The sequence below is a fragment of the Natrinema pallidum genome (assembly GCF_005890195.1).
Taxonomy (GTDB): Archaea; Halobacteriota; Halobacteria; order Halobacteriales; family Natrialbaceae; genus Natrinema; species Natrinema pallidum.
Genome location: NZ_CP040637.1, coordinates 1,952,409 through 1,976,790, shown reverse-complemented (window position 1 = coordinate 1,976,790; position 24,382 = coordinate 1,952,409). Strand labels below are relative to the sequence as shown.

Genomic DNA, 24,382 nt, shown 5'->3' with positions numbered 1-24,382 from the left:
AACTGGGTCCAGACACAGCATCATAGAGTCTCTCCGTTACTTCTGAGTTCGGCGATTCCTGCTGCTATCCTCCCCCGCTATCCGTCTCCCGAGACCGAACACACAAACGGGTAGGGCGTCGAAGACGGGCACATGGAGTTCGACGATTGGGAACCGGTCTACGAGGCGATCCGCCGCGATTTCGGCTACGATCGCGCCGGCGACGAGCGAGGGCGCGATCGCCTCGCGTCCCTTCTCGAGACGTCGTTCGACCCTTCCAAACTGCCGATCGGTCCCGAAACGACCGTCGCCGTAGCGGGGGCAGGGCCGTCCCTCGAGACCGACCGAGCCCTCGAGCGGGCGCGCGAGGCCGATGTCGTCGTCGCCGCGTCGACGGCCGTCGAGACGCTCGCGAGCCACGATATTGCCTCCGACTGCATGGTGACGGATCTCGACAAGAACCCGGCGACCGTCAAGCGACTCACCGCGCGGGGCGTCCCGGTCGCGGTTCACGGTCACGGCGATAATCTCGACGCGATCCGGACGGTCGTTCCGGACTGCAACCACGACTACGTCCTGCCGACCACACAGGCCGCACCGCGCGGCTCGGTCCGGAACTTCGGCGGCTTTACCGACGGCGACCGGGCCGCCTTTCTCGCCGATCACATCGGTGCCGCTCGCCTCGTCTTCGTCGGCTGGGACTTCGACGATCCCACGGTCGACCCGCCGAAAGCACGCAAACTCGAGTGGGCCGAGCGCCTCCTCTTCTGGCTCGAGGTGCGCCGCGACGAGCGGTTCGCGGTACTCGACGGTCGACGGGACGCCATCGAGACGACCGCGCTTCCGATCCCGTAACGAGGCTCGTCGACCCTCGATTCGATTCCAGCTCCCGACTCCCGCCACCGAATCCCGCCGTGACCGACGCCGCCGACGCCGCCGACGCCGGTCTCGACTTCCGTCACTGGCCGCCGCTCACTGAATCCGATACTCGGCGATATCGCGACACCCACAGGACGGACAGTTCGTAAGCGTCGACTCGAGCGTCGTCCCACACCGACGACACTCCTCGATGACAGTTCCGTCGTCTCCCGGGAGCAACGCCGCCTCGAGTGCGCTTCGCAGCATCGATCGCATCGCGGGTTCGTTCTCCTGTCCCCTCATGAATGGTCCGTCGGGAATATCTCCGTTCGTTATTGTATCGATATACTGAACGCCGTTCACTCCGTTGCGTGGTAACCTGCTCCTAACACCGTCTGCACGACTGCTCCCGTGGTTCGACCGACGTGGTTGTCCCGAACGGGAACGATATGATCGGACCCGTGGGTGTTAAAACAGCGCGTCGAGTTCGTCGCCGGTGTCCATCAGCGACGCGAAGTCCTCGTCGGCGGTCGCCCGTACGTCCGCGGTCGTCTCCTGTGCCTCGATCGCGACCTCCTGTAGTTGATCGATCCGCGGCACGTCGGTCACACCCGACAGCAGGACGATCGTCCCGACCTCGTCCCGAACCGTGATCGGGTAATCCCCGCCGCGGATCTCCATGCTGCCGGTCTCGTCCTCGAGCCACTGGCGGCCGCGTTCGACGCCCTTGCGATTGAGGTAGCTCGGCGGGCCGCTCGCGACGACCAGGCCACGGTCGGCGCTGGCGACGTCACAGGGGAGCGTGAGGCGGCCGAGAGTTGCCTTGCGGACGAGACTGGTCAGTCGGTTCGTCGCCGATCCTTCGTCGAACTCGTCGTCGGCGGTCAGCGAGGACAGGAGGCCGTCGTCGATCTCGACCGTCTCGCTGGCGTAGCCGACCGTGGAGACGCCGCTGTTCGAGAGCGTGTTGATGATCTCGCTCGAGTCGACGACGCTCTCGGCGACGTGATCGCCCTCTCGGACCTCGCCGGCGGCGAAGAGGAGGCCGAACCGCTCGACGATTTCGCGGTTGATGCGGTCGTAGCCGCCTTCGACGGACTCGCCGGCGCTGCGCCAGGCGTCGTTGTCGAAGACCAGCAGGTTGTCGACTTGGTCGACGAACGTCCGGAACGAGCGGGCCGCGTTGAGCGTGTAGATACCACCCTCGTCCGTGCCGGGGAAGATACCCAGCCCGTAGACGGGTTGTGTGTAGACCCGCTGGAGATGCTTCGCGAGGACCGGCGCGCCGCCGCTCCCGGTCCCGCCGCCCATGCCTGCAACGACGAGGAACGCGTCGATCTCGTGGACCGGAATCCGATCGATCGCGCCCTGTAGTTCGTCGATGTTCGCCTCGGCGATTTCCGCGCCGAGTTCGTTGTCAGCGCCGACGCCGTGGCCTTTCACGCGTGCCTGTCCGATGAGGACTCGGTTCTCCACGGAGACGCGGTCGAGGCCTTTGAGGTCCGTCGTCGCCGAGTTGATCGCGATCGCTGATTCGACGAAGCCGCCGTTGATCGCGTCGTCGAACGCGAGGAACTCGTCGACGACCTTCCCGCCTGCCTGACCGAAGCCGATGAGTGCGAGTTTCATAGCTGTCTGACGTGGCCGTTCCCCGGCGCGACCGCGACCGGACAGCGTCGCCGGACGGATCGACCGGGACCGGAACGGGTTCCACGTCCTGTGTCTCCGCGGACGAAGGCATTGTTATGAACCGCGTATAATCGAAGAAAATACTCTCACGAACTCATTACTCTCTGTCAATCCTGACTCTCATCGAGCGCTAGCACCTTCCGCATGGGCCGAGTCATCGACGACGTGGCGATGCGGTCACACCCCGAGCGGGCCATCGCTCGTGGTGCGCCGATACCCCCACATTTTCCGTTCTCCGCCCGTCAGGTTCGGGTATGATCGTTCACTGGCACCGTCGGGACCTCCGTCCGGGTGATAATCGCGGGCTCGCACGCGCTGCCTCGGCCGACGAGCCGGTCGTCCCGCTGTTCGTGCTCGATCCGTCCGTCCTCGAACACGCCTCGCCGGTCCGGGTCGCATGTCTGCTCGAGGCCCTCGAGAGCCTTCGCTCGTGGTACAGGGCACACGGGAGTGACCTGCTCGTGGTGCGGGGCGAGGCGAGCACGGTCGTGCCCCGGGTCGCGACGACACACGACGCCGCGACGGTCGTCTGGAACGAGGACTATAGCGGGCTCGCCCGGGAACGCGACCAGGCCGTCCGGACGGCACTCGCGGACGAGGGGATCACGGCCGAGTCGGTCCACGATGCGATCCACCACGAACCGGGATCGATTACGCCGAATCAGGGCGAACACTACTCGGTCTTTTCGTACTTCTGGAAGAAGTGGCGCGACCGCGACAAGCGAGCGCCGGCCGACGAACCCGAGGCGGGCGATCTCGCGGCCGTCTCGGGCGATTCGATTCCGACGCTCGCGGATCTCGGCGTCGACGAACCCGAGGCGACGCCCCCGACGGTGACGACGGCGGCGGCCCGGGAGCGAGTGGCCGACTTCTGTTCGGGGCCGATCTACGAGTACGCCGCGATGCGCGACTATCCCGCCGAAAGCGGGACTTCTCGACTCTCGCCACACCTCAAGTGGGGAACGATCGGGCCGCGGGAGCTGTACGCCGCCACCGAGCGCGCCGCCGACCGAGCCGAGCGCGACGCCGATCGCGAGAGCGTCCGCGAGTTCCAGCGCCAACTCGCCTGGCGGGAGTTCTACGCCCACGTCCTCGCCTTCAACCCGAACACGGTCACCGAGAACTTCAGCGGCTACGAGAACGAGATCGACTGGCGCGACGATCCCGACGCACTCGAGGCCTGGAAAGCCGGCACGACGGGGTATCCGATCGTCGACGCGGGGATGCGCCAACTCCGTGCGGACGGGTGGATGCACAACCGCGTGCGGATGCTCGTCGCCTCCTTCCTGACGAAGGATCTCCTGACCGACTGGCGCGCGGGCTACGCCTGGTTCCGGGAGAAACTGGCGGACCACGACACCGCAAACGATGTCGGCGGGTGGCAGTGGGCGGGATCGACCGGGACCGACGCGCAGCCGTACTTCCGGGTGTTCAACCCGATGAAACAGGGCCGCGAGTACGATCCCGACGCCGAGTACATCCGCGAGTACGTCCCCGAACTCGCGGCCGCGACCGCCGCGGAAATCCACGGCTGGCACGACCTCGAGCCGGCCGAGCGCGAGCGGATCGCTCCCGACTATCCGGGACCGATCGTCGACCACGCCGACCGGCGGGACCGAGCCATCGAACTCTTCGAACGGGCGCGCGGCGAGGCGTCGGAGTAGGACCGCGCCGCCTCGTCGTTCGGGGATGGGTCGGAACGCCATCGGCGGATCGGCTACTCCGAGGCTGTCGGTCGATTAGATCCGCCATCATCCTTATCCGCCGGACTATGCTATGCGCTAGTCTGTCCTCCCGGGACGAACCGTCGACGGAGTCGGTCGGCGAATAGCCGCCGAGGTCGACCTACGCCCAGTAGGCGTCTTCGGGCTGGGTCTCGAAGATCGCCCGCTCGAGGAGGTCGATCGCCTTTTCGAGGCCTTCCCGCGAACTGGTCAGGGAATCCTCGTGTTCGATGCTCAGGGTGCCGTCGTAGTCGACCAGTCGGAGCGTCGAGACGATGTCCTTCCAGTGGGCCTCGCCGTGGCCGTAGCCGACGGACCGGAAGAGCCACGAGCGGTTGGGTTCGTCGTCGTAGGCGGTCGTGTCCAAAACTCCCTTTTCGCGGGCCTGTGCGTCGTAGATTTTGGTATCCTTGGCGTGGACGTGATGGATCGCATCGCGCTTACCCAGATAGCGGATCGCGTCGGTGATCGTGATTCCCTGCCAGTAGAGATGCGAGGGGTCGACGTTCGCGCCGATCCGCTCGCCGGTCTCCTCGCGCAGTCGCGCCAGCCCGTGTGGCTCGTAGACCAGCATGTTCGGATGCATCTCGATCGCGATGTCGACCTCGTGATCGGCGGCTAGAGCCGCGAGTTTGCCCCAGTAGTCGACGGCCCGCTCCCACTGGTACTCGAGCGCGTCGGCGTGTTCGGGCGGCCACGGGGCTGTGATCCAGTTTGGCACCTCGTCGCTCGGCCCGCCGGCCGGGAGCCCCGAGAAGCAGGTGACGGTCCCGACCTCGAGTTGGGCCGCCAGTCGGATCGCCTCGCGGAGTTCGGTGTCGGCCTCCTCGGCCCGCTGGTCGTCGGGATGGAGCGGGTTGTTGTGGGTCGCGAGCGCGCTGATCCGCATGTCGTACTCCTCGAGGAGATCGTGGAGTTCCGCCTGTTCGTTCTCGTCGTCGAGGTATGCGGCCCGCTCGAGGTGGTCCTGTCCCGGATGCCCGCCAACACCCGGTTCGATCGCCCCGACGCCGAGTCCGTCGAGATAGGACAGCGCGCTCTCGAGCGGTTCGTCCGCCAGCGGTGGGGTATGCACGCCGATCTCCATGAGACGTGCCAGCACGACCGGACAGATAAAACGAGGGCTGGCAGGCACTCGGTGGTGTCGACCGGTCGCCCGCGTTTCACTCCTCGATGGGCACCGTGTGGCCGGCGTCGCTCGAGCGGTAGATCCCGTTGATGACCCGCTGGACCGTGAGGGCCTCTTCGATACTGTTCCCGCGCATGCCCTCGCCGACGATCCGGTCGAAGAACTCCCGTTGTTCGTCGGAGTGGGTATCGTTCTGGCGCGTCTCGATGGTCGTGTCCTCGAGATGGTCCGGTCCGACCTTGCTCGCCGAATGGAACGTGAGATCGCCGTCGAGGAGATCGAAGCGGGCCGCGGATTCGGTCCCGCGGGCGACGAATTCGTGGGTCGCTGGCCGATTGGTCGCCCACGCGACCTCGAGCGAGATCGTTCGATTCCCCGCACAGCGGATGAAGGCGCTGGCGGAGTCGTCGACGTCGAACCCTTCTGGACCCGCGTCGTCCGCCCACATGTCGAGGTAGGCGTACTCCTCGCGGGAGCCGAACTCGCTGCGGGCGATGCCGCTTACTTCCTCGACTTCGGGATAGCCGAGCAGGAAGAGGGCGAGATCGACGGCGTGGACCCCGAGGTCGATCAGCGCGCCGCCACCGGCGATCTGTCGCCGGGTGAACCACGAGCCCCGGCCCGGGATGCCGCGCCGCCGGACGTAGTTCGCTTCGACGTGGGACACGTCGCCGAGTTCGCCCCGATCGATCCGGTTTTTCACGATTCGGACCGTGTTGGCAAAGCGGTTATTGAACCCCACCATCGCGTAGCCGTCCGACGCTGCTGCCGCAGTGGCGATTCGCTCGGCGCTTTCCGTCGAGTGGCCGAGGGGCTTTTCCAACAGGACGTGGAGGTCCCGCTCGAAGGCGTCGATGGCGTACTCCTCGTGGTACTTGTTCGGCGTCGTGATGATGACCGCGTCGACGGTATCGTACAGTTCGTGGTGGTTGTCGTAGACGTCCACGTTGTACCGCCGTGCAAAGCGCGTTCGCGCCTCGGCGGCGACATCCATGCCCCCAGCGAGCGTTACGCCGAGGTCGACGAGTCGTTCGGCGTGATACTGGCCGATGTTGCCGAGGCCGACGATCCCGGTTTCGATTTCCGATCGATCTTCTATCATATCCCTGGTGTTCTGGCACTGCCAGCGTTCGTCTCCGTTCGGACTGATACACCCATATCCGCTATATAGAATACTTCGGCTCGAGGAACTTCCGTCCGTCGCCAAACGCCGAGCGATCGGCGACAGGGACCGCCCGCTCGAGCGTACCGACGGGGTTCAGCTGTCGGCTTCGGTCGGCGTCGTCCCGGGCTCTCGTTCGGGGAGGTCGGTGATGCCGTGAACCAGCGCGTCACCGGTCGCGGTATCGAAGAGATGGATCTTCGACCGATCCAGGACGACATCGACATCCTGGCCCGCCTCGATCTCCGTGTCGGGTGTGACGCTCATCAGCAACTGGTTCGGTGACGCCGCGGGGTCTTGCTCCATCGAGCCCGTGGCGGTCTCGGAGAGAAGCAGGTAGACGAAGACCTCGTCGCCCATCGGTTCCAAGACGTCGGTTCGGGCGTCGATCCGGTCCGTCGACGATGCGAGCGACTCCGCGTACGACGACAGATGGACATCCTCGGGTCTGATCCCGAGCGTGACGGCGTCGCCGACCGCCGCGTCCGGCAGCCGCGACGGATCGAGGGCGACGGTGAAGTTGGTCATCTCGAGGCCGCCCTCGACGAGCGTCCCCTCGACGAAGTTCATCGACGGCGAACCGATGAAGCCAGCGACGAACAGGTTCGTTGGTTCGTTGTAACAGACCAGCGGCGGGGCGATCTGCTGGAGCCGGCCGTCGTTCAGCACGGCGATCCGGTTTGACATCGTCATCGCCTCGGCCTGGTCGTGGGTGACGTAGATCACCGTCGCATCCAGTTCCCGATGGAGCCGCTGGAGTTCGGTCCGCATGTGGACCCGCAACTTCGCGTCGAGGTTGGCCAGCGGCTCGTCCATCAGGAACACGTCGGGGTTGCGAACGATCGCGCGGGCGATCCCGACCCGCTGTTGCTGGCCGCCGGACATCTCCTTTGGCATCCGATCGAGCATACCCTCGAGTTGGACGATGTCGGCGGCCTCTTCGACGCGCCGCCGGACCTCCTCGTCGTCGTACTTTCGGAGCCGCAGCCCGAACGAGATGTTCTCGTAGACATCCATGTGCGGGAACAGCGCGATGTTTTGGAAGACCATCGCGACGCCCCGATCCTTCGGGGCGAGATCGGTAACGTCGTCGTCGCCGATGTAGACTCGCCCAGCGGTCGGCTGGGTCAACCCCGCGACCGTCTCCATCGTCGTCGACTTCCCACAGCCCGAGGGGCCAACGAAGGTAACGAACTCGCCGTCCTGGACTTCGAGGCTGATGTCGTCGACTGCCGTTTCGTCTCCGTACCGTTTCGTGATGTTCTCGAGTCGGACTCGTGACATTGTCTTACTCTTTGAGTGCGCCCGCAGTCAGCCCGCTAACGATTTTTTCCTGTGCGATCACCACGAGAATCGCGACGGGGATGACCCCGAGGATGCTCGCGGCCGCCATGAGATTGTACAGAACTTCGTACTGCCCCTGATACGCGAGAATTCCGTCGAGAATGGGTGCCCAGTTTTCCGGCTGGCCGTCCGTCATCAGGAACGAGAAGAAGAACTCGTTGTAGACGGCGATGAAGGTCAACACGCCGGCCGTCGCGACGCCCGGTGCCGACAGCGGGATGATGACCCGAAACAATGCACCGAGCCGAGTCGTCCCTTCGACGCGAGCCGCGTCCTCCAGGCCGTCCGGGATCTGTCCGTAGAACGTCGTGAGAATAAAGATCGCGAGCGGCATGAAGATCGCCGACAGCGGGGTTACGAGGGCAAACGGCGTGTTGTAGAGCGTCCCATCGCCGGTGATCGGCTCGAGGAACACGAACGAGGTGTTGAAGAGGTCGTTCAGCGGGATGAAGAACGCGGCCGGCGGGAAGAAGGAAATAACCAGCACGAGCAGCATGAGCGGGGTCCGGCCGGGGAACTCGAGGCGGCCGAAGGCGTAGCCGGCGAGGCTAGCGATGACGAGGACGACGACCGTCGAGGCGAGCGCGATCACGAAGCTGTTGAACATGTAGACGTGGAAGGGGATGACCTCGAAGACCTCGACGAACGCGCTCGGATTGAAGCCGTTGGGCGTAAAGACGATGTCCTGAAGTTGTCCTTCCGGCGTCAGTGCCACCATGAGCAGCCAGTAGAACGGGAACAGCGTCGTCACGAGGAAGAAGATCGCTGCGACGTAGAACATCGCCCGGTACACCCGCTCGGGGTGGGAGATGGAGTTCGCCACCCACCGCTGGAACGGGCCGCGGTCGAGTTCGGCGTCGCGGTCGTCCTCGAGGGCCGTCGTGCCGCCGTCGGGTCGGCGGAGAGTCGGGTCTCGCGGCGGTCCGCCGCCGGCGTCGTCGATGCCTCCGGTGTCGTTCGGATCGGTGGGTGCCGTTGGATCGGTCATCAGTACATCCCTCCGTCGGTGTCACGGAAGAGGAGTACGTAGCCGCCGATGATCAGGCCGATCGCGAGTGCCGTGGCGAAGGCCACGGCGGCGGCCGTCGCGTAGATGCGAGTCCCGCCGAACATCGCTTCGACGACGAGACAACTCAGCGAGGGCACGGTCGTACAGCCGGCAGTCGACTCGATCAGCCCGAAGACGCGCATCGCGTCCATGGTTCGGAACAGCATCGCGACCAGCAGTGCCGGCATCACGAGCGGCAGCGTGATCAGCTTGAATCGCTGCCACGGCGAGGCCCCGGCCACGCGGGCGACGTCGTAGAGGCTCCGATCGACGCTCTGGAGTCCCGCGAGGATTAGCAGGGCCATGAACGCCGACGACTTCCAGATGTCCGCCACGAGGATGATGATGAACGCGTCCCGGCTGTTGGCCAGTGGCGTCCCGCTGAAGATGCCGATGCTCTGCATGAGATCGGAGCCGAACCCGACCGTCGGCTGGAACAGCAGGAAGAAAATCATTCCCTGAATGACGATCGGCACCGCCCACGGGAGGATGATCGCCACGCGGACCCAGCGACGCCCCGTGAACTCCTGGTCGAGCACGTAAGCCTGACCGAACCCGATCACCGTCTCGAAGATGACGCTGATGACCGCGAAGGCGAGCGTGACGAACAGCGCCTGCTGGAAGAACGGGGTGCCGAGTTCGATAAACGGAAACGACGAGGTCAGTCCGACGTCGAGGAACTGCCGGGCCAGTCGCGCGTTCCCGGTGAGGATGTCGACGTAGTTCTCGATGCCGACGAAGCCGCTGAGGGGGTCGAGTCCCCGCGTCTGGTTGGCACGAAGCGACATGACGAACGTTCGGAGCATCGGATAGAACGCGATCAGCGTCAGTAACGCGAACGCAGGCAGCAACAGCAGGTACGCGTATGCCGCCTCGCTCAGCCCCTCCATCCAGTTGACGACGGCGTTACCGGTCCGTTCACGGTCTCGTTCCCGTCCGGACTCGCTGCCGATCAACCCGTCCGTATCCGTGTCAGTTGCCATTCGTTTCCACCTCGGCTTCGCTCTGCTCGAGTTCGGCAGCGAGGTCGCTCATCGCGACCTCGGGGGATTGTTCGCCACGATACGCCGCGTTGACCGATTGATAGATCAGCGCGGACTGTTCCGGCCAGAGGTCGGTCGCTGGCCGCGGGACCGCGTTCTCGCTGGCCCGCTGGACCACGTCGCCGTAGCGAGCGACGGGACCGACCTCGTCCGGACTCGCCTCCGCGACCAGGTCGAGGTTCGGCGGTAAGTAGCCCCCGAGTTCGAAGACCGTGAGCATGACCTCCTCGGTGGCGAACGCTTCGAGGACCTGCAGCGCTTGCCCCTGCCGCTCGGAAAACGGGCTCACGGCGAGGTTCCAGCCACCCAGTGCGGCGACGGTCCCGCCGGTGCCGTCGTACTCGGCTTCCTGCCGAGAGACCGCGTACGGTCGCGTCGTGACCCCGAGGTTCTCGCCGAAGGCGTCTTCCCCGCCCGTCTCCGCGATCGCGTACGACCAGTTGCGGTTCGAGACGGCCTCGCCGTTGGCGAACGGGTTGAGCGACTGCTGTTCGGTCCACTGAACGATGGCCGACGGACAGATCTGGGCGTAGCCGTCCATGGTGTTTTCCGTCTCGCCCTCGATGAACGAGCGCATCATCCGGATCGCGTCGATACACCGTTCCTCGTCGACGGTGATCGGCCGGTCGCCCGCGGTGAAGAGGTTGTTCACCCCGCCGAAGTACGCCCCGCCCCAGGACGTCATGACTTCGTTGAACGTACAGCAGGACAGCCCCTCGTAGGCGGCCGCCTGCGTCGTGAACCCGTAATTGAGGCCGGCCTGATCCCGCGCGTCGCGGACCGCTGCCGAGAACTCCTCCCAGTGGGGCGGCTCCGACGGCCAGTTACTGGTGTCGTAGCCGGCATCTTCGATCAGGTCCTCGCGGTACAGCGTGAACCCGAGATCCGGAAAGAACGGCAGTGCGTGGAGGTCTCCACCCAGCGGGTCACGCGCCGTTCTGAGGATTGCATCGAGGTACTGACTGTTGACTCGCTCGAGGACGTCGTTCGGGAACTCGTCGGTCAGGTTGACCGTCTGGTTCCGGAGGATGAAGGGAACCGTCCAGCCGCTGTCCATCATGTGGATATCGGGCGGAGCGCGACCCGCCTCGAGCGCCGACTGAGCCGTCTGCATCCGCGATGCGGAGTCGCTGACGACAGTCTGGATCTCGACACGGATGTCTTCGTCGAGACCGGCGTCCCAGAGTGCCTGCTGAACCGAGGGCTCGTCGCCGTCGCTGTGTATGATCCCCGCAACACCCGAGTCGGCAGTCATCACCACGGTATTGGGGCTGCGACCCCGGCCGAGACAGCCGGTGACGGCGACCGCTCCCGCCGTCGATGCCGATGCAGCCGCCAGGAACGACCGCCGCCTCAGACGGGCGCGGTTATACTGTCCGGTGGTATCGCGTCCCATGCGCGGCAACGGACTACGTTCTCCACCTTAATTGTTAGCTATAAATATTGTAATACGGTCTGAGTGTTCGGATCTCGTTTCGATTACGGTTTCGACCCGTCGAGCGCCAGCGGCACGGACATCGGCCCGCTACCGACCGGACCCACCTCGAGAACGCTAATCACCGATTGGCCGACAGCGGTCGGCAGATGCCGGCCGACGGCCTACGTGGCTGTTCATCGTACGGAACGCGGCAAATTCATCGACCGGTTCGGCGCGGCGAACGTCGGCTCCCGGCGCGGTCGGTCCCAGTGGCGGGATCAGCGGTCCTCGAGCGTCGGCGGTTCGTCCCGACCGATGTGGATCTCGTGGGCCTCGACGTCCTCGAGAGCGGCGACGCGGCCACCGACGGAGACGTCGCCGTCGTCGGTTTCGATCGTGAGACTGGCGACCTCTTCGCTGACCTCGAAGGAAATGTCGCGGACGCGACCGCGGACGATCCGCTGGCCGCCGACCTCGACGTCCCGTCCCTCGACGGTCGCGTAGAACTCCCCGCCCTCCTCGATAAGGTCCTTTACACACCGGCGGATCGAGGCGTACTTCCGGGGGTACGTTCGGTCGGTTCCGTCCTCGCCGAGCACTCGCTCGGCGGTCGTCCAGAGGACCGTCCCGAAGAACCCGGAGATGAGGAAGCCGAGCGCGGAGCGGTTGAAGATGACACCGTATCGATCTTGGTCGTCGCGCAGGGCGTCCTGGGTGGCATAGACCGAGTAGTTGCCATCGGCGACGGCGACGACCGGCGTCGTGATTCCCCGGCGAGCGCGGGCGGTCGATGCGACCGCGCCGTATTCGAACTCCGCGGGATCGGGCGCTTCGCTCGCGGGCGTCACGATCAGGTCGACGCTCACGCCGGCCTCGATCGCCGTCCGCAACTCCGCCTCGAACCGCGTCAACAGGTCCGGTGTCAGCGACAGGGAGAGTTCGTACTCCGCGGCGTCGATGACCTCCTCGAGATAGCGCAGGATCGTCGATCGCGATTTCACGAGGGAGACGGCCTCCGTATCGCGGGCCGGCGCGGTGTAGCGGGCCTCGAGTTCCGAGATCATCTGTTCGAATGACGTCTGGACGTCGTCGAAGGCCTCTCCGGGATCGATCGCGACGACCTTCATCGGACGGGACTCCCGCAGCTCGACCAGCCCGCGGTCGCTGAGGCTGCGGACGGTGTCGTAGACGCGGGGCTGGGGAATCTCCGTTCGGTCCGCGATCTCGCTCGCCGTGAGCTGGCCCTGCTCGAGGACGGTGAGGTAGGCGTCGATCTCGTACTCGCCGAGGTTAAAGCGGTCCCCGACGCGCTCGACGGTCGAGCGAAGTTCGTCTGGTGCCATATCGGACGCTACGACCCCGACCGCTAAATGATTTATTATACTTCGAGTAGCACGCGTTTTCGAAATCGGGTTGTCGATTTCGGTCCACCAAAGCTGACGGTCAGAACGCTTAACCACAACGGGCCTGAGCGTCTTGGTATGCGCGAGGTTCTCCGGAGAGATGCGAGTTCGGTAGTCGAGGCGGCTCAGGCTGTGCTGCCGAGCGGGACGCCCGAACTCGCGGTCGAAATCGCGCTGGCCCTCCTCGTCCTCGTCGTCGGCTGGTACCTCTCGAAACTCGCCGTTCGGGTCGCCGGTCGCACGGTCGCTCGCAGGATCGAACGACCGAGCGTCACACGGACCGTGCTCCGGGGCGTCAGACTCGCCGTGTTGCTCTGGGCGATCGGCATCGCGGCCGGCATCCTCGGCGTCGGCGACACGCAGATCCTCCTCTCGGTGACCGTCATCTCGGCCGTGATCGCGATCGTGCTCGCGCCGCTGGTCGGGAGTCTGATCAACGGCCTCTACATCCTCGCGGATCGTCCCTACGAGATCGGCGACATGATCGAGGTCACTGACGCCGGCCACCGCGGATTCGTCGAGGACATCACGATCCGCTACACCAAGATCTTCACGCTCCAGAACACCTTCATCGTCATCCCCAACTCCGAAATCCACGCGCGCGACGTCGTCAACTTCTCCGCGGAAGACGAACGAACACGAATCTCCATCAGGCTCGAGATCACCTACGACAGCGATCTCGAGGCGGCACGGCAGGCCGCGGAACGAGCAGCCAGGAGCGTCGATGCGGTTATTTCGGGCGGCCCCGACATCCGGATCGGCAGCGCCCGCTACGCCGCCGCCCCCTCCTGTTACATCGCCGAGTACGGGGATCACGGGATTGCCCTCGAACTGTTCTTCTGGATGAACCACCCCTACAAGCAGATCGTCGTCCGATCGGCGGTTCAGGACGCGATCAACGAGCGTTTCGCCGATATCGATGCGGAGTTCGCCTACCCGCGTCGTCACCACGTCTTCGACGGAAGCAGCGGCGTCGCCCGCGTGTCCGTCGACGACTCCGGTTTCGAGCGACCGCACGCGAACGCGTCCCGATCGCCGGGGCCGGCGGGCGAGCGTCCCGCGGACCCGACGGATCAGTGACGGCGGCCGGCGCTTCCGCTCGCTCGGTATTGTGGGGGTGATTTATGCTGTCTCCGGTTCAATGCGCAGTCAGTCGACAGATGTACGACGATGTTCTCATTCCGACGGACGGAAGCGATACCGTTCCCGAGACGCTCGCCCACGGACTGCCACTCGCCGCGGACAACGATGCGACGGTCCACTCGCTGTACGTCGTCGATAGCCGCGTCACCGCCGCGGCCGACGACGAGACCGGTGCCGACCTCGAGCGCTCGCTCGAGGACGAGGGACGGGACGCGGTCGCTGACGTCGAGGAACGGGCAGCGGCGGCGGACCTCGAGACCGTCAGCGAAGTCCGCCACGGGACGCCCGCGAAGACGATCCTCGAGTACGCCGACGAGGCGGGGATCGACCTGATCGTGATCGGGACGCGCGGCAAGAGCCCACGGGAAAAAGTAGCGTCGTTGGGGAGCGTCTCGGAGCGGGTCGTCGACAACGCCTCGATTCCGGTGTTCGTCGTGCGAAACGCCGGCAGCGACGAGTGAGCGGCCAGCTTTCGACCGCGGTCACGCGCGTGCGCTGTCGACCGTGATGACCTCGCAGTCGAGGTGGGCCCGGAGATAGCGGTCGATGTCCGGGTTATCCGTCAGGCGTTGGAAGAGCCGTCGCAGCCGACTTGCCTGTTTAGTCCCGATGACGACGGCATCGGCACCCTCCGCCCCGACCTCGTCGAGAATGCTCTCCTCGACGAGGAAGCCGGTTCGGACGACGTACCGTGCGTTCTCGAGCCGTCCGAAGGTCCGCTCGACGGCACTTTTCAGATCCATTCGCGTTGTTTTCTTCCCGTTCTGGTACAGGTCGACGTGGAGTATCGTCAGCGCTGCGTCGCGCTCGCGAGCAATCTCGATCGCCTGCTCGAGCGTTCGCCGCGAGTGTTTCGACAACGGATACCGAACGGGAACCACGACCAGCGACATTAGACATCCGGACGCCTTCCGAGCGGGTAAACCTTTCAGTACGGACTATCAGGAATGAGTATGTGTCACATGTGGCAGGTTATGTCATGAATTGCACTCCGGATCCGGTGACCCGCTCTCGGCGGCGAATTCGACCCGGAAAGACAGCCATTTACCGGGTGCAAGCGTACGAGCGGGCATGCAAAGCAGGTCGACCGACGACGGCGACACCGTCTACGTTTCGGAGACGGACGGCGATAGGGGATCGAAAGGGGCGTTCCTCGTCGCCTACGAATCGCCAGACACGACCCATCGGTATGGCTGGTTCTGTACGAACTGCGAGAGCCTCGACAACGCGATGGATTCGATGGGCCGGATCAAGTGCAACCGGTGTGGGAACTTCCGCAAACCCACCGAGTGGGACGCCGCCCACGAGTGATCGGTTTGCCACACGCTCGAGTCCACGTGAGACCGCTTCTGCGGCCGTGAAAATCCGGAGAACAGCCGGTAAAGACTGATTACTGACCGCACGTCGGCTCCGCGCCGACACTGGCGAATCTTCCTTTCGAGGCGGGACTCGATTCGACCAGCCCCGCCCGCTCCGTCTTGTCACGTACTAACATTTATGGTGGATGGCGACATAGACGGTAGTGAATGGGTCCTGTTAACATGCGACTCGTCGAGCAGGCCAGGTCGATCTTCGCTGAACTGGGCTACACCGTCGAAGGCAACGGTCCCGAGTTCCGCGCCGAACGAGCATGGAAAGTCGTTCACGTAAACGCCGTCCTCGAGACGGGACAGCTCCCGTCGCCCGCGTCGGGGCAGTTTCACTGTTTCGTCGCCGAACCCGAGGACGCCGACGATCTCGAGGCGCGACTCGAGCGGACGAATCCGAACTACGAGTGGGCGATTATCGTCGTCGACGGGGACGACTATCAGGTCGAACGAGCGCCACCAGGACCGCGAGTAACGGCGTAAAACCGACGGTTCGAAATCAGTCGTCGCGGTACGTCCCTTCTTTTTCGAGCGCGTGACGCGTCGCAGTCACACCTGCACCCGGATCGACGTCCGCACCCATCGACTCCAAAACGTCGCCCAGTGCCGTCACGACGTAGATCACGTTCTCCGGGCGCGCGGAGTGACCCATACAGCCGATCCGGAATATCTCCCCGGCGAGATCGCCCAGCCCGCCGGCGATCTCGAGGTCGTACTGCTCGAGCAGGGCGTCGCAGACCGCGCCGTCGTCGATCCCGTCGGGAACGCGGACGGCGTTGAGACTCGGCAGCCAGTACTCGTCGGGGGCGTTCATCTCGAGCCCCATCGCCTCGACGCCGGCTTTCAGCGCGCCGGCCAGCCGTTCGTGGCGTGCCCAGCGCCCTTCGATGCCCTCTTCGGCGACGAGCCGCAGGGCCTCCCGGATCGCGTAGACGTTCGTGATCGGTGCGGTGTGGTGATACGTGCGGTCCTCGCCCCAGTAACCCTCGAGCAGCGAGAGGTCGAGGTACCACGAGCGAGGGTCCTCGTCGCGCGAGAGGACTTTCTCCATGGCCTCATCCGAGAGGGTTAGCGGGCTCGCGCCCGGCGGACAGGAGAGACACTTCTGCGGACCCGAGTACGCCACGTCGATGTCCCATTCGTCGATTCGCAACTCGACCCCGCCCAACGAGGTGACGGTGTCGGCGACGACCAGGGCGTCGTGGTCGTGGGCCGCAGCGGTGAGCTTCGGGACATCGGGCTGGAGGACGCCCGTACTCGTCTCGGCGTGGACGAACCCGAAGACATCGGGATCGTGTTCGGCCAGCGCGTCCGCGACGTCGTCGGGTGCGAGCGGTTCGCCCCACGGCGCGTCGACCGCAACGACCTCGCCGCCCGCCCGCCGGGCCATCGAAGCCATTCGGCCGCCGAAGTAGCCGTTCATCGGGACGAGCATCGTGTCCCCGGGCTCGACGACGTTACCGATCGCGGCCTCCATCGCCGCGGACCCGGTCCCCGACACCGGAATGGTCCACTGATTGTCCGTCCGGAACGCGTACCGAAGCAGTTCCTGGACCTCGTCCATGATCTCGACGAAGGAGGGGTCGAGGTGGCCGACCAGCGGCGTGCTCATCGCCCGGAGGACGCGCGGGTGCACGTCGCTCGGGCCGGGCCCCATCAGGGTCCGATCCGGTGGTGTGAGTTCGCCGACGGCTGGCGCGCGAGTCGCCTCGTTCGCCGCGTCCTGAGACATGGGCGTGTGCTCGCCGGCCACTCGCAAAGGCCTACCGGCACCGGCGAATTACAAGCCGCGACCGGCCAACTGGACCACCATGCGCTCGGTATCGCCCGTCAGTAACAGTGCTTCCCAACGAGCCGTTTCGTGCCTCCTGCTACCAGTTATTGTTGCTGCGAGCCGCTTAAGGCTTCGCGACACATAACGGAACTATCGTGTTTATCGGTCACGGACTCCTCGCGTTTGCCGTCGCTGCGTGCGTCGCCGACTGGCGAGGTTGGGAGCCTCGGCGGGCCCTCTTCCTCGGTGCCGTCGCCGGCGCGTTCGCGACGATTCCGGACATCGATGTCGCCTACGCGCTCGTCGGCCTCCTCGAGTGGCAGGTGTCCGACGGTGCCCTCGGGGCATCGACGGCCTTCTGGGACGCGAGCCGCGGTGTCCACCGGTCCGTGACCCACTCGCTGGTGGTCGGTGCGATCGCTGCACCGGCGTTCGGGCTGTTCGCCGCCCGCAGCAGTTCCGCTCGCGCTCGCATCGCCCGGGCCGCTGCGATCGCCGTTCTCGTGGGACTCGTCGTCATCGCCGCCCTCCAGGACGGGCCGATCGCGGCGCTCGTCATGTGCCTCTTCGCAGCGAGTGGCCTCCTCGTCGCCCGCGGCGTCGCTCGAGCATCGACGCTCTCGCCGGCGACGGTCGCCCTCGCCGCCCTCTGGGGGCTCTGGTCGCACCCGTGGGGTGACCTCCTCACCGGATCGCCGCCCGACTGGCTGTTCCCGTTCGGAGCCCCCGTTCTCGAGTCGCGTCTCGTCCTCCACTCGGACCCGACGCTCAACCTGCTCGGCGCGTTCGGGATCGAACTCGCGACGATCTGGCTCGCGCTCGCGGTTGGCTGCCGACTTACCGACCGCTCGCTTCTCGCGGCCGTCGATCGGCGAGCGGGGGTCGGCGTCGCCTACGGCGTGGCCGCGCTCGCGGTAACGCCGCCGACCCTCGACGTGTCCTATCACTTCGTCTTCTCGATACTCGGGGTCGGTCTCCTCTGTGGCGTCGTTCGCGAGTCCCCATTGCTGGCGCTGCCCCGCTCGCGCGCGCGCCGGCTCCCGTCGTCCGACGGACTGCTCGAGATCACACTCACCGCGCTGACTGCCGTGACCGTCGCCCTCGGCGCGTACGTCGTCGTCTATGTGGTTGCGGTACCGTCGTAAGGGGGTCTCAGCGGCTCGAGACTCCGTACGCTTTTCTGAGGGCAGTTAGTACGGGCTACTGTGTCTCGGACCCCACTCACGAAACTGATCGCTGACGACCGCTCCAACGCGGTGGTCGCGTGGCTGCTGGTCGTCGCGATCGCGCTCATCGGTCTCGGTGAGTTCGTGACGGGTGGTATCCTCTGGACGACGTTCGCGGTGATGCTCGTCGTGGTGGCGTTGTTGCCGCCGCTTGCCGTTCGGTCCCCGTTCGTAATGCTCCCCTGGGAAGTACTCTTGCTCGCGGCGTTGCCCGTGCTCGGGATGGTTCTCGAGGCGGACCGGCTGACGGGGAACTTCGCATCGTACCTCTCGGTCGCCGCAATCGCACTCGTCATCGCCGTCGAACTGCAGGCCTTTACCACCGTGCGGATGACACCCGGCTTCGCCGTCATCTTCGTCGCCGTGACGACGATGGCCGCTGCCGCCCTGTGGGCGCTCTTTCGGTGGAGCGTTTCCGGACTGCTCGGCGTGCCGTTCCCGAGCGATCACGACGCCGTGATGTGGGAGTTCGTCTATTCCGCGGCCACCGGTCTCGGTGCCGGCATCGTTTTCGAACTGTATTTCAGGCGGCTCGGCCGCCTCGAGCAGTACGGGACCGGCGAGGAAGCGTCCCCGGTGGAGGGCACCGATGCGTAACATCTCCGGATTGCTGCCGTCCCAAAAGCAACAGCGGCGACTTACCTATCTCATGGAGATCGGGTTGATCGGCATGCTGTTCGTCGGGATCGAACGCGGCAACGGCGGCATCGTCCTGAACACGGCCGTCGCACTCGCCGTCACCCAACTCCCGCCGCTCCTCGAGCGCGACTACGAGATCCCGATGGACCCGCGACTCACGCTCTGGATCACCACTGCGGTCTTCCTCCACGCGTTCGGGACCGTCGGACTCCCGGGTGCTACCAAAACGCTCTACAGTCAAGTCTGGTGGTGGGACCACATGACCCACGCGCTCTCGGCGTCGCTCGTCGCCGGCGCGGGATACGCGACCGTCCGTGCGCTCCACGAGCACGCCGACGGCATCCACTTCCCACAGCGGTTCGTCGCGGTGTTCATTCTGCTTTTCGTCCTCGCGTTCGGCGTCCTCTGGGAGATCCTCGAGTTCGCCATCGCGCTGTCGGCGCAGGCACTGGGGATCAGGGCCGTGCTCACACAGTACGGCCTCGCCGATACGATGCTCGACTTCGTCTTCAACTCGATCGGCGGTCTGATCGTCGCCCTGTGGGGCGGTGCCTACCTCGCGGACGTCACCGGCGCGATCCGCGATCGACTCGACGCACGGGACGACTGAACCGCAATATCGACGTCGACGGCGTCGGTTCACACCTGAACGGACGCCGTGTTTTACGTTACTACGCAGCGTAGCCGCGCAGGCCATGGTCTTCAAGAAGATAACGCTCATCGGCACCAGTCCGGAAAGCTTTGACGCCGCGGCCGACGACGCCATCGACCGCGCGGAAGCGACCCTGCAGAACGTACAGTGGATCGAGGTCGACGAACTCGGCGTCGAAGTCGCCAGCGCGGACGACCGGGAGTACCAGGCCGAGGTTACCGTCGCGTTCGAACTCGAGGAGTAGTCGGCCGGCGCGGTGGTTCTCGCCCGCCGCTCTCGATCGTTCCTTCTCGTCGGTCCGATCGATGGCTCCTGTCCGTCAGCCGTCGGTCGCGACCCAAGTCGGCAGAACGCGAAGTCGGTACGGGATCGGCTGTGACCGGTTGCAGTTACGTCCGGAACGATTCGCCGCAGCCACACTCGCTGACGACGTTTGGATTGTCCACGTGGAACCCTTCGGCCTGTAACCCGTCCTCGTAGTCGAGGACGCTCCCCTCGATGTACTTCAGGCTCGCCGGATCGACGAACACGCGCAGGTCGTGATGCTCGTAGATCGTGTCGTCCTCGTCCGGCGCGTCGTCGAACCGCATGCCGTAGGAGAGACCGGCACAGCCACCCTGTTGGACGAACAGCCGAAGGCCGGCTTCCGTCACGTCGAGGTCCTCGCCCTCGAGGAGGGACAGCGCCTGTTCGGCCGCGTCTTCGGTCACTTCGATCGTCGGGCGCGTGTCCGCCTCCCCGCCGTCCATACTGTCCGTGCTCATACCACTCCATTCCGGCGCAACGATGTTAACTGTGACGCCATTCTCGGCCTCCCGAACTAGCCGAATCCGGTTACCCGCGGCCTCGATCGGCCGATCGCGACTCGGCTACCAGTTCGCACGCTGGAGCGATCGATAGCACGTCCCGAACTCTCGCTCGTCGTTGCGCGAGAGTTCGATGTCGTGTTCCGCCAACAGTTCGAGCATCCGCTCCGGGTCGCAGTCGTACCACATCGAGAGGAGCCGCACGTTCCGCTGTGCGTAGTCGTAGTTGCGCTCGAGGACGCGCCCGTCCATCGGATCGACACGCGGTTCCATCTCGATCCCTACTCCGGCCTCCAGATACGTAAAACCGGTCCGCAATTCCGTCTGCTGAGACCGTCCTATCTCCGGTTCCAATGGTTATTCGTCGTCGCTCGTCTCGTCCTCGAGTCGACTCCGAACGCTCTCGGCGTGGGCCTCGAGTCCCTCGGCCGTCGCGAGCGTGGTGATCGTCTCGCCCATGTCGGCGAGGCCCGTCTCGGAGAGCCGCTGGACCGTCGTCGACCGCAGGAACGTCTCGACTGCGAGCCCGCCGGTCACGCGCGCGCCGCCGTTGGTCGGCAGGACGTGGTTGGTGCCGCTGGCGTAATCACCCGCCGCGACGGGGGTGTTCGGACCGAGAAAGACGCTGCCGGCGCTATCGATGCGCTCGAGAAGCGATTCGTCGTCCTCGGCGATGATCGAGAGGTGCTCGGGTGCGTACTCCTCGGCGAAGAGGATCGCTTCGCTCATCGATCGCGCACGGAGGACGCCGCTCGCATCGTTTCCGAGTGCGTCCCGAATCACCGCCTCTCGTTCGCGTGCGTCGGCCTGCTCGTCGACGGCTGCGGCCACCGCGTCGGCGGTCTCGGCGTCGTCGGTGACGGCCACGACCGAGGCGTTGGGATCGTGCTCGGCCTGTGCGACGAGCTCCGCGGCGACGAGTTCCGGGTCCGCGCTCTCGTCGGCCACGACGACCACTTCGCTCGGTCCGGCGAGGAAGTCGATCTCGACGTCACCCCGTACCTCGGCCTTGGCCGCGGTCACCCACTTGTTTCCGGGCCCGACGACCTTCTGGACGCGGGTGATCGTTTCCGTCCCGTAGGCCAGTCCCGCGATCGCCTGCGCGCCGCCGACGCAGTAGACCGCGTCCGCGCCCGCCGCGTGGATCGCCGCCAACGTTACCGGGTGCATGTCGTCCGCCGGCGGCGTGACCACGGAGACGTGATCGACGCCGGCGACCACCGCCGGCACGATACCCATGATCGCACTCGAGGGGTAGGCCGCCGAGCCGCCGGGAACGTAGACGCCGACGCGCTCTATCGGTCGAAAGCGCCGACCCAGCGTGCGCCCCTCGCTGAACTCCCGCCGCCAATCCTCGGGCCGTTGTGCCTCGTGGAACTCGCGGACGTTCGCCGCGGCCCGCTCGATCGCGTCCCGCATCCCGTCGTCGATTTCGTCGTACGCGCGTTCGCAGTCGTCGGTGATCTCGAGGTTGCCGACCTCGACGTCGTCGAACTCGCTGGTGTACTCGCGGACCGCGACGTCACCCTCCGTGCGAACGCGTTCGACGATCTCCCGAACGTCTCCCCTGACCGACTCGATACCGGCGTCGCGATCGAAGAAGGCCGCGCGGTCGTCCGGCCCGAGATCGGCGACCGTCTGCACGTCGATTGTCATACCGCAGCGTTCGTGGAGCGGTCGAAAAACGGTTTCCTTCCGCTCACGTCTCGGAGTCCTCGACGGCCCAGATCCCGACGGCGTCGAGCGTCGCCCTGACGAAGAGGTAGACGAGGAGCCCAAACCCCACAACGGCAAGCGGTGCCTGCAGCAACTCGGCCACCGCCGCGCCGAGCACGAGCCGACTGATGCCGCGCACGAAGAAACTCACGATCACGAGTCCGAACGCGACGAGCGCGAGTTTGACGAATCCCGACCGGTCCATATGTTCTCCTACGCACACGGTCGCTAAATGACATCGGTTCCGTTCCGCCGACCGCCGGCCACCGGCCACCTCACCGCACGTCGGCGCTCGCCGCACGGCCGATCGCGTAGACGGCCACCGACCCGAAGACCAGGGCAAGTCCCGACAGGACGCCCAGCGCGGGGACGAGCGTGTTCCACATCCCATCGAACCGCGTGATTTCGATGACTGTCATGGTATCCTCGCCGAGCATCACCGCACGGGCAGCGTCGACACCGTACGTAATCGGGTTGAACGTCGCGACCGTCCGAATCCACTCCGGCAGCGCCGGCAGCGGGAGGAACGCACTCGAGACGAACAGCAAGGGTAACTGGAGCAGGTTCGCCCCGATGATCGTCGATTCCTCGTCGCGGGTCAACACGGCGAGGACGTTCGAGAACGCGGTAAACCAGATCGAGAACAGGACGCAAATACCGACGATCGCGACCGCGCCGACCACCCCGGTCGCGATCTCGGCACCGAGCAATACGCCCAGGACGAGCACGATCGTAACCTGAACGACGATGCGGACGATCTCGGCCAACGTCTTGCCCAGGAAGACGGCGCTGCGGTTCATCGGACTCACCAGCGTCTTCTCGAACATGCCGTTTTCGATGTCGTTGACCAGCCCGATTCCCGATGTCGCGGCCGCCACCAGCGCGACCTGAATCACGATCGCCGGCACGAGGTACGTCTCGTAACTGATCCCCGCGAGCGCGCTCGTCGCGACGCCGCCGAACACCTGCGTGAACAGGACGAGGAAGATGATCGGCTGGACGAGCGAGACGACCAGTACGAACGGGTTCCGGACCGACTTGATCGTCCAACGGACGAACGTGACCCACACGTCGCGCGCGAAGTGCCCGCCGTGGCGGTCGACGTACGGTGCGCTCATCGGTCCACCCCGCTCCCCGTCCGCTCGTGGGTCCCGTTCGTCGATCGGCCGCTCGAGTCATGGCCGCCGGCATCGACCGGCCCGGAGCGGACGTCGTCCGTCGGCTCCTGTTCGGTTTCAGTTCCCGACGCGTTCCCGTCCGGTTCTCCGGTCACGGCGAGGAAGACATCGTCGAGCGTCGGTGCCCGAACGTCGAACCCCACGACGCCGATCCCGGCGTCGCGAAGGGCGACCAGCAAATCCGTTCCACGCGCCCGCGCGTCACGCGCGGTCACCGTCACGCCGGACTCGCTGGGCTCGACCACCGCTCCGTCCGCGAACAGCCCCTCCTCGCGTGCGATCGAAACCGCCTGATCGCCCTCGTCGGCGTCCGCCAGTTCGACGGCGAGAATCTCGCCGCCGACCCACCGTTTCAGCTCCTCCGGCGTGCCCTCCGCGACGACGCCCCCGTTCTGGATGACCGACAGCCGATCGCACAGCTGGTCGGCCTCCTCGAGATACTGCGTCGTCAGAAAAACGGTCGTTCCCTCCTCGTTGATCCGCCGGAAGTACGCCCAGAGGCGGTTTCGCGCCGCCGGGTCGAGTCCGGTTGTCGGCTCATCGAGGAAGACGAGCGGCGGCCGGTGAACGAGCGCCGTCGCCGCATCGAGGCGCTTTTTCATCCCGCCGGAGAAGTCATCGGCGACCTTGTCCGCAACGTCGGTGAGTTCGACGAGCTCGAGCAGGTCGGCGATTCGGTCGTTCCGCCGAGAGCGTGCCACGCCGTAAGCATCACAGGCGAAGCGGAGGTTCTCGCGGGCCGTCAGCTCCGGATCGATACTCGTCTCCTGGGCCATGTATCCGACCGTCGCGCGCACGCTCCGTGGCTCCGCGACGGTGTCGAACCCGTTTACCGTCACCGACCCGTCGGTCGGCCGCAATAGCGTCACCAGCGTTTTGATCATGGTCGTCTTGCCCGCGCCGTTGGGTCCGAGAAAGCCGAAGAACTCCCCGCGCTCTACGAGGAGATTGACGCCGCGAACCGCTCGCGTTCCGTCCGCGTATGTCACCGCCACGTCGCGGGCCTCGATAGCGTAGTCGGTCACGGTCGTGCTAGGACGACTACAGGGAAATACGTGTGAGTCGAACTGCACGTCGCCGCTCGG

General features: G+C 65.6%; 27 protein-coding genes. 10 read left to right on the top strand and 17 right to left on the bottom strand.

The annotated features are described in order from the left end of the window. The first annotated feature begins 132 nt into the window (after positions 1–132). Positions 133–834 (top strand): 6-hydroxymethylpterin diphosphokinase MptE-like protein, encoded by a 702-nt coding sequence (locus tag FGF80_RS09830; protein ID WP_138653671.1) that lies wholly within the window; start codon positions 133–135, stop codon positions 832–834. A 117-nt stretch (positions 835–951) separates the two neighbouring features. On the opposite strand, the gene FGF80_RS09825 is transcribed toward FGF80_RS09830, so the two are convergent. Next, on the bottom strand, positions 952–1,140 hold the full coding sequence (locus FGF80_RS09825; RefSeq protein WP_006184134.1) for a hypothetical protein: 189 nt from the start codon (positions 1,138–1,140) through the stop codon (positions 952–954). Between the two features lie 165 nt (positions 1,141–1,305). Continuing rightward, positions 1,306–2,466, bottom strand: a complete 1,161-nt coding sequence (locus tag FGF80_RS09820; RefSeq protein WP_138653669.1) for a tubulin/FtsZ family protein — start codon at positions 2,464–2,466, stop codon at positions 1,306–1,308. A gap of 314 nt (positions 2,467–2,780) precedes the next feature. Between FGF80_RS09820 and FGF80_RS09815 the strand changes: the two genes are divergently transcribed. Beyond that, positions 2,781–4,190 carry a cryptochrome/photolyase family protein gene (locus tag FGF80_RS09815; protein ID WP_006184136.1) on the top strand — a complete coding sequence of 470 codons (1,410 nt, stop codon included), beginning with the start codon at positions 2,781–2,783 and terminating at the stop codon, positions 4,188–4,190. Between the two features lie 181 nt (positions 4,191–4,371). Here the strand turns inward: FGF80_RS09815 and FGF80_RS09810 are convergent, their stop codons facing one another. The 7 genes from FGF80_RS09810 to trmB all read right to left on the bottom strand — a co-directional run bounded on the left by FGF80_RS09810 (position 4,372) and on the right by trmB (position 12,736). Continuing rightward, the gene (locus tag FGF80_RS09810; protein ID WP_138653667.1) at positions 4,372–5,337 is read right to left on the bottom strand and encodes a sugar phosphate isomerase/epimerase family protein; all 966 of its coding nucleotides are present in this window, start codon (positions 5,335–5,337) and stop codon (positions 4,372–4,374) included. 76 nt (positions 5,338–5,413) lie between these two features. Continuing rightward, positions 5,414–6,529: a Gfo/Idh/MocA family protein gene (locus FGF80_RS09805; protein WP_269150349.1), complete on the bottom strand. Its 1,116-nt coding sequence runs from the start codon at positions 6,527–6,529 to the stop codon at positions 5,414–5,416. A 108-nt stretch (positions 6,530–6,637) separates the two neighbouring features. After that, positions 6,638–7,825 carry an ABC transporter ATP-binding protein gene (locus tag FGF80_RS09800; protein WP_138653663.1) on the bottom strand — a complete coding sequence of 396 codons (1,188 nt, stop codon included), beginning with the start codon at positions 7,823–7,825 and terminating at the stop codon, positions 6,638–6,640. 4 nt (positions 7,826–7,829) lie between these two features. Then, the gene (locus FGF80_RS09795; RefSeq protein ID WP_006184140.1) at positions 7,830–8,873 is read right to left on the bottom strand and encodes a carbohydrate ABC transporter permease; all 1,044 of its coding nucleotides are present in this window, start codon (positions 8,871–8,873) and stop codon (positions 7,830–7,832) included. Continuing rightward, positions 8,873–9,916 carry a carbohydrate ABC transporter permease gene (locus FGF80_RS09790; protein ID WP_138653661.1) on the bottom strand — a complete coding sequence of 348 codons (1,044 nt, stop codon included), beginning with the start codon at positions 9,914–9,916 and terminating at the stop codon, positions 8,873–8,875. Before FGF80_RS09790 ends, FGF80_RS09795 begins: the two co-directional genes overlap by 1 nt. Beyond that, the gene (locus tag FGF80_RS09785) at positions 9,906–11,372 is read right to left on the bottom strand and encodes an extracellular solute-binding protein (RefSeq protein ID WP_138653659.1); all 1,467 of its coding nucleotides are present in this window, start codon (positions 11,370–11,372) and stop codon (positions 9,906–9,908) included. The genes FGF80_RS09790 and FGF80_RS09785 overlap by 11 nt, the downstream gene beginning before the upstream one ends. A 299-nt stretch (positions 11,373–11,671) precedes the next feature. Then, positions 11,672–12,736, bottom strand: coding sequence for an HTH-type sugar sensing transcriptional regulator TrmB (trmB, locus tag FGF80_RS09780; RefSeq protein ID WP_138653657.1), 1,065 nt, complete (start codon positions 12,734–12,736; stop codon positions 11,672–11,674). A 138-nt stretch (positions 12,737–12,874) separates the two neighbouring features. Here trmB and FGF80_RS09775 point away from each other — a divergent pair, with 138 nt between their 5' ends. Both FGF80_RS09775 and FGF80_RS09770 read left to right on the top strand, forming a co-directional pair. After that, on the top strand, positions 12,875–13,876 hold the full coding sequence (locus FGF80_RS09775; protein ID WP_006184144.1) for a mechanosensitive ion channel family protein: 1,002 nt from the start codon (positions 12,875–12,877) through the stop codon (positions 13,874–13,876). A gap of 80 nt (positions 13,877–13,956) precedes the next feature. After that, positions 13,957–14,400, top strand: coding sequence for a universal stress protein (locus FGF80_RS09770; RefSeq protein ID WP_138653655.1), 444 nt, complete (start codon positions 13,957–13,959; stop codon positions 14,398–14,400). Between the two features lie 21 nt (positions 14,401–14,421). On the opposite strand, the gene FGF80_RS09765 is transcribed toward FGF80_RS09770, so the two are convergent. Further along, entirely contained in the window at positions 14,422–14,832 is a 411-nt protein-coding gene (locus FGF80_RS09765; protein WP_007108648.1) for a universal stress protein, read from the bottom strand. Positions 14,833–15,010: 178 nt separating this feature from the next. On the opposite strand from FGF80_RS09765, the gene FGF80_RS09760 reads away from it, so the two are divergent. Both FGF80_RS09760 and FGF80_RS09755 read left to right on the top strand, forming a co-directional pair. After that, positions 15,011–15,250, top strand: coding sequence for a DUF5816 domain-containing protein (locus FGF80_RS09760; RefSeq protein ID WP_006184147.1), 240 nt, complete (start codon positions 15,011–15,013; stop codon positions 15,248–15,250). 230 nt (positions 15,251–15,480) lie between these two features. Beyond that, entirely contained in the window at positions 15,481–15,789 is a 309-nt protein-coding gene (locus FGF80_RS09755; protein WP_006184148.1) for a DUF7116 family protein, read from the top strand. 16 nt (positions 15,790–15,805) lie between these two features. On the opposite strand, the gene FGF80_RS09750 is transcribed toward FGF80_RS09755, so the two are convergent. Further along, positions 15,806–17,038 carry a pyridoxal-phosphate-dependent aminotransferase family protein gene (locus tag FGF80_RS09750; protein WP_138653653.1) on the bottom strand — a complete coding sequence of 411 codons (1,233 nt, stop codon included), beginning with the start codon at positions 17,036–17,038 and terminating at the stop codon, positions 15,806–15,808. 197 nt (positions 17,039–17,235) lie between these two features. Here FGF80_RS09750 and FGF80_RS09745 point away from each other — a divergent pair, with 197 nt between their 5' ends. The 4 genes from FGF80_RS09745 (at position 17,236) to FGF80_RS09730 (ending at position 19,841) form a co-directional block, all read left to right on the top strand. Then, the gene (locus FGF80_RS09745; RefSeq protein WP_138653651.1) at positions 17,236–18,225 is read left to right on the top strand and encodes a metal-dependent hydrolase; all 990 of its coding nucleotides are present in this window, start codon (positions 17,236–17,238) and stop codon (positions 18,223–18,225) included. 60 nt (positions 18,226–18,285) lie between these two features. Then, positions 18,286–18,903, top strand: a complete 618-nt coding sequence (locus FGF80_RS09740; protein WP_138653649.1) for a hypothetical protein — start codon at positions 18,286–18,288, stop codon at positions 18,901–18,903. Beyond that, positions 18,896–19,555 carry a hypothetical protein gene (locus tag FGF80_RS09735; RefSeq protein WP_006184152.1) on the top strand — a complete coding sequence of 220 codons (660 nt, stop codon included), beginning with the start codon at positions 18,896–18,898 and terminating at the stop codon, positions 19,553–19,555. Before FGF80_RS09740 ends, FGF80_RS09735 begins: the two co-directional genes overlap by 8 nt. A gap of 85 nt (positions 19,556–19,640) precedes the next feature. Further along, entirely contained in the window at positions 19,641–19,841 is a 201-nt protein-coding gene (locus FGF80_RS09730) for a dodecin (protein ID WP_006180927.1), read from the top strand. Between the two features lie 145 nt (positions 19,842–19,986). Here the strand turns inward: FGF80_RS09730 and FGF80_RS09725 are convergent, their stop codons facing one another. The 6 genes from FGF80_RS09725 to FGF80_RS09700 all read right to left on the bottom strand — a co-directional run bounded on the left by FGF80_RS09725 (position 19,987) and on the right by FGF80_RS09700 (position 24,322). After that, a complete protein-coding gene (locus tag FGF80_RS09725) occupies positions 19,987–20,361 on the bottom strand; it encodes a HesB/IscA family protein (protein WP_006184153.1) in 375 nt (124 codons plus the stop codon). A gap of 105 nt (positions 20,362–20,466) precedes the next feature. Beyond that, positions 20,467–20,676 (bottom strand): hypothetical protein, encoded by a 210-nt coding sequence (locus tag FGF80_RS09720; RefSeq protein ID WP_006184154.1) that lies wholly within the window; start codon positions 20,674–20,676, stop codon positions 20,467–20,469. A gap of 84 nt (positions 20,677–20,760) precedes the next feature. After that, a complete protein-coding gene (hisD, locus tag FGF80_RS09715; protein WP_138653647.1) occupies positions 20,761–22,059 on the bottom strand; it encodes a histidinol dehydrogenase in 1,299 nt (432 codons plus the stop codon). Positions 22,060–22,102: 43 nt separating this feature from the next. Further along, on the bottom strand, positions 22,103–22,324 hold the full coding sequence (locus tag FGF80_RS09710) for a hypothetical protein (RefSeq protein WP_006184156.1): 222 nt from the start codon (positions 22,322–22,324) through the stop codon (positions 22,103–22,105). A 70-nt stretch (positions 22,325–22,394) separates the two neighbouring features. Further along, positions 22,395–23,237 (bottom strand): ABC transporter permease, encoded by an 843-nt coding sequence (locus FGF80_RS09705; protein WP_138653645.1) that lies wholly within the window; start codon positions 23,235–23,237, stop codon positions 22,395–22,397. Further along, positions 23,234–24,322 carry an ABC transporter ATP-binding protein gene (locus tag FGF80_RS09700; protein WP_138653643.1) on the bottom strand — a complete coding sequence of 363 codons (1,089 nt, stop codon included), beginning with the start codon at positions 24,320–24,322 and terminating at the stop codon, positions 23,234–23,236. Before FGF80_RS09700 ends, FGF80_RS09705 begins: the two co-directional genes overlap by 4 nt. Positions 24,323–24,382 lie beyond the last annotated feature (60 nt).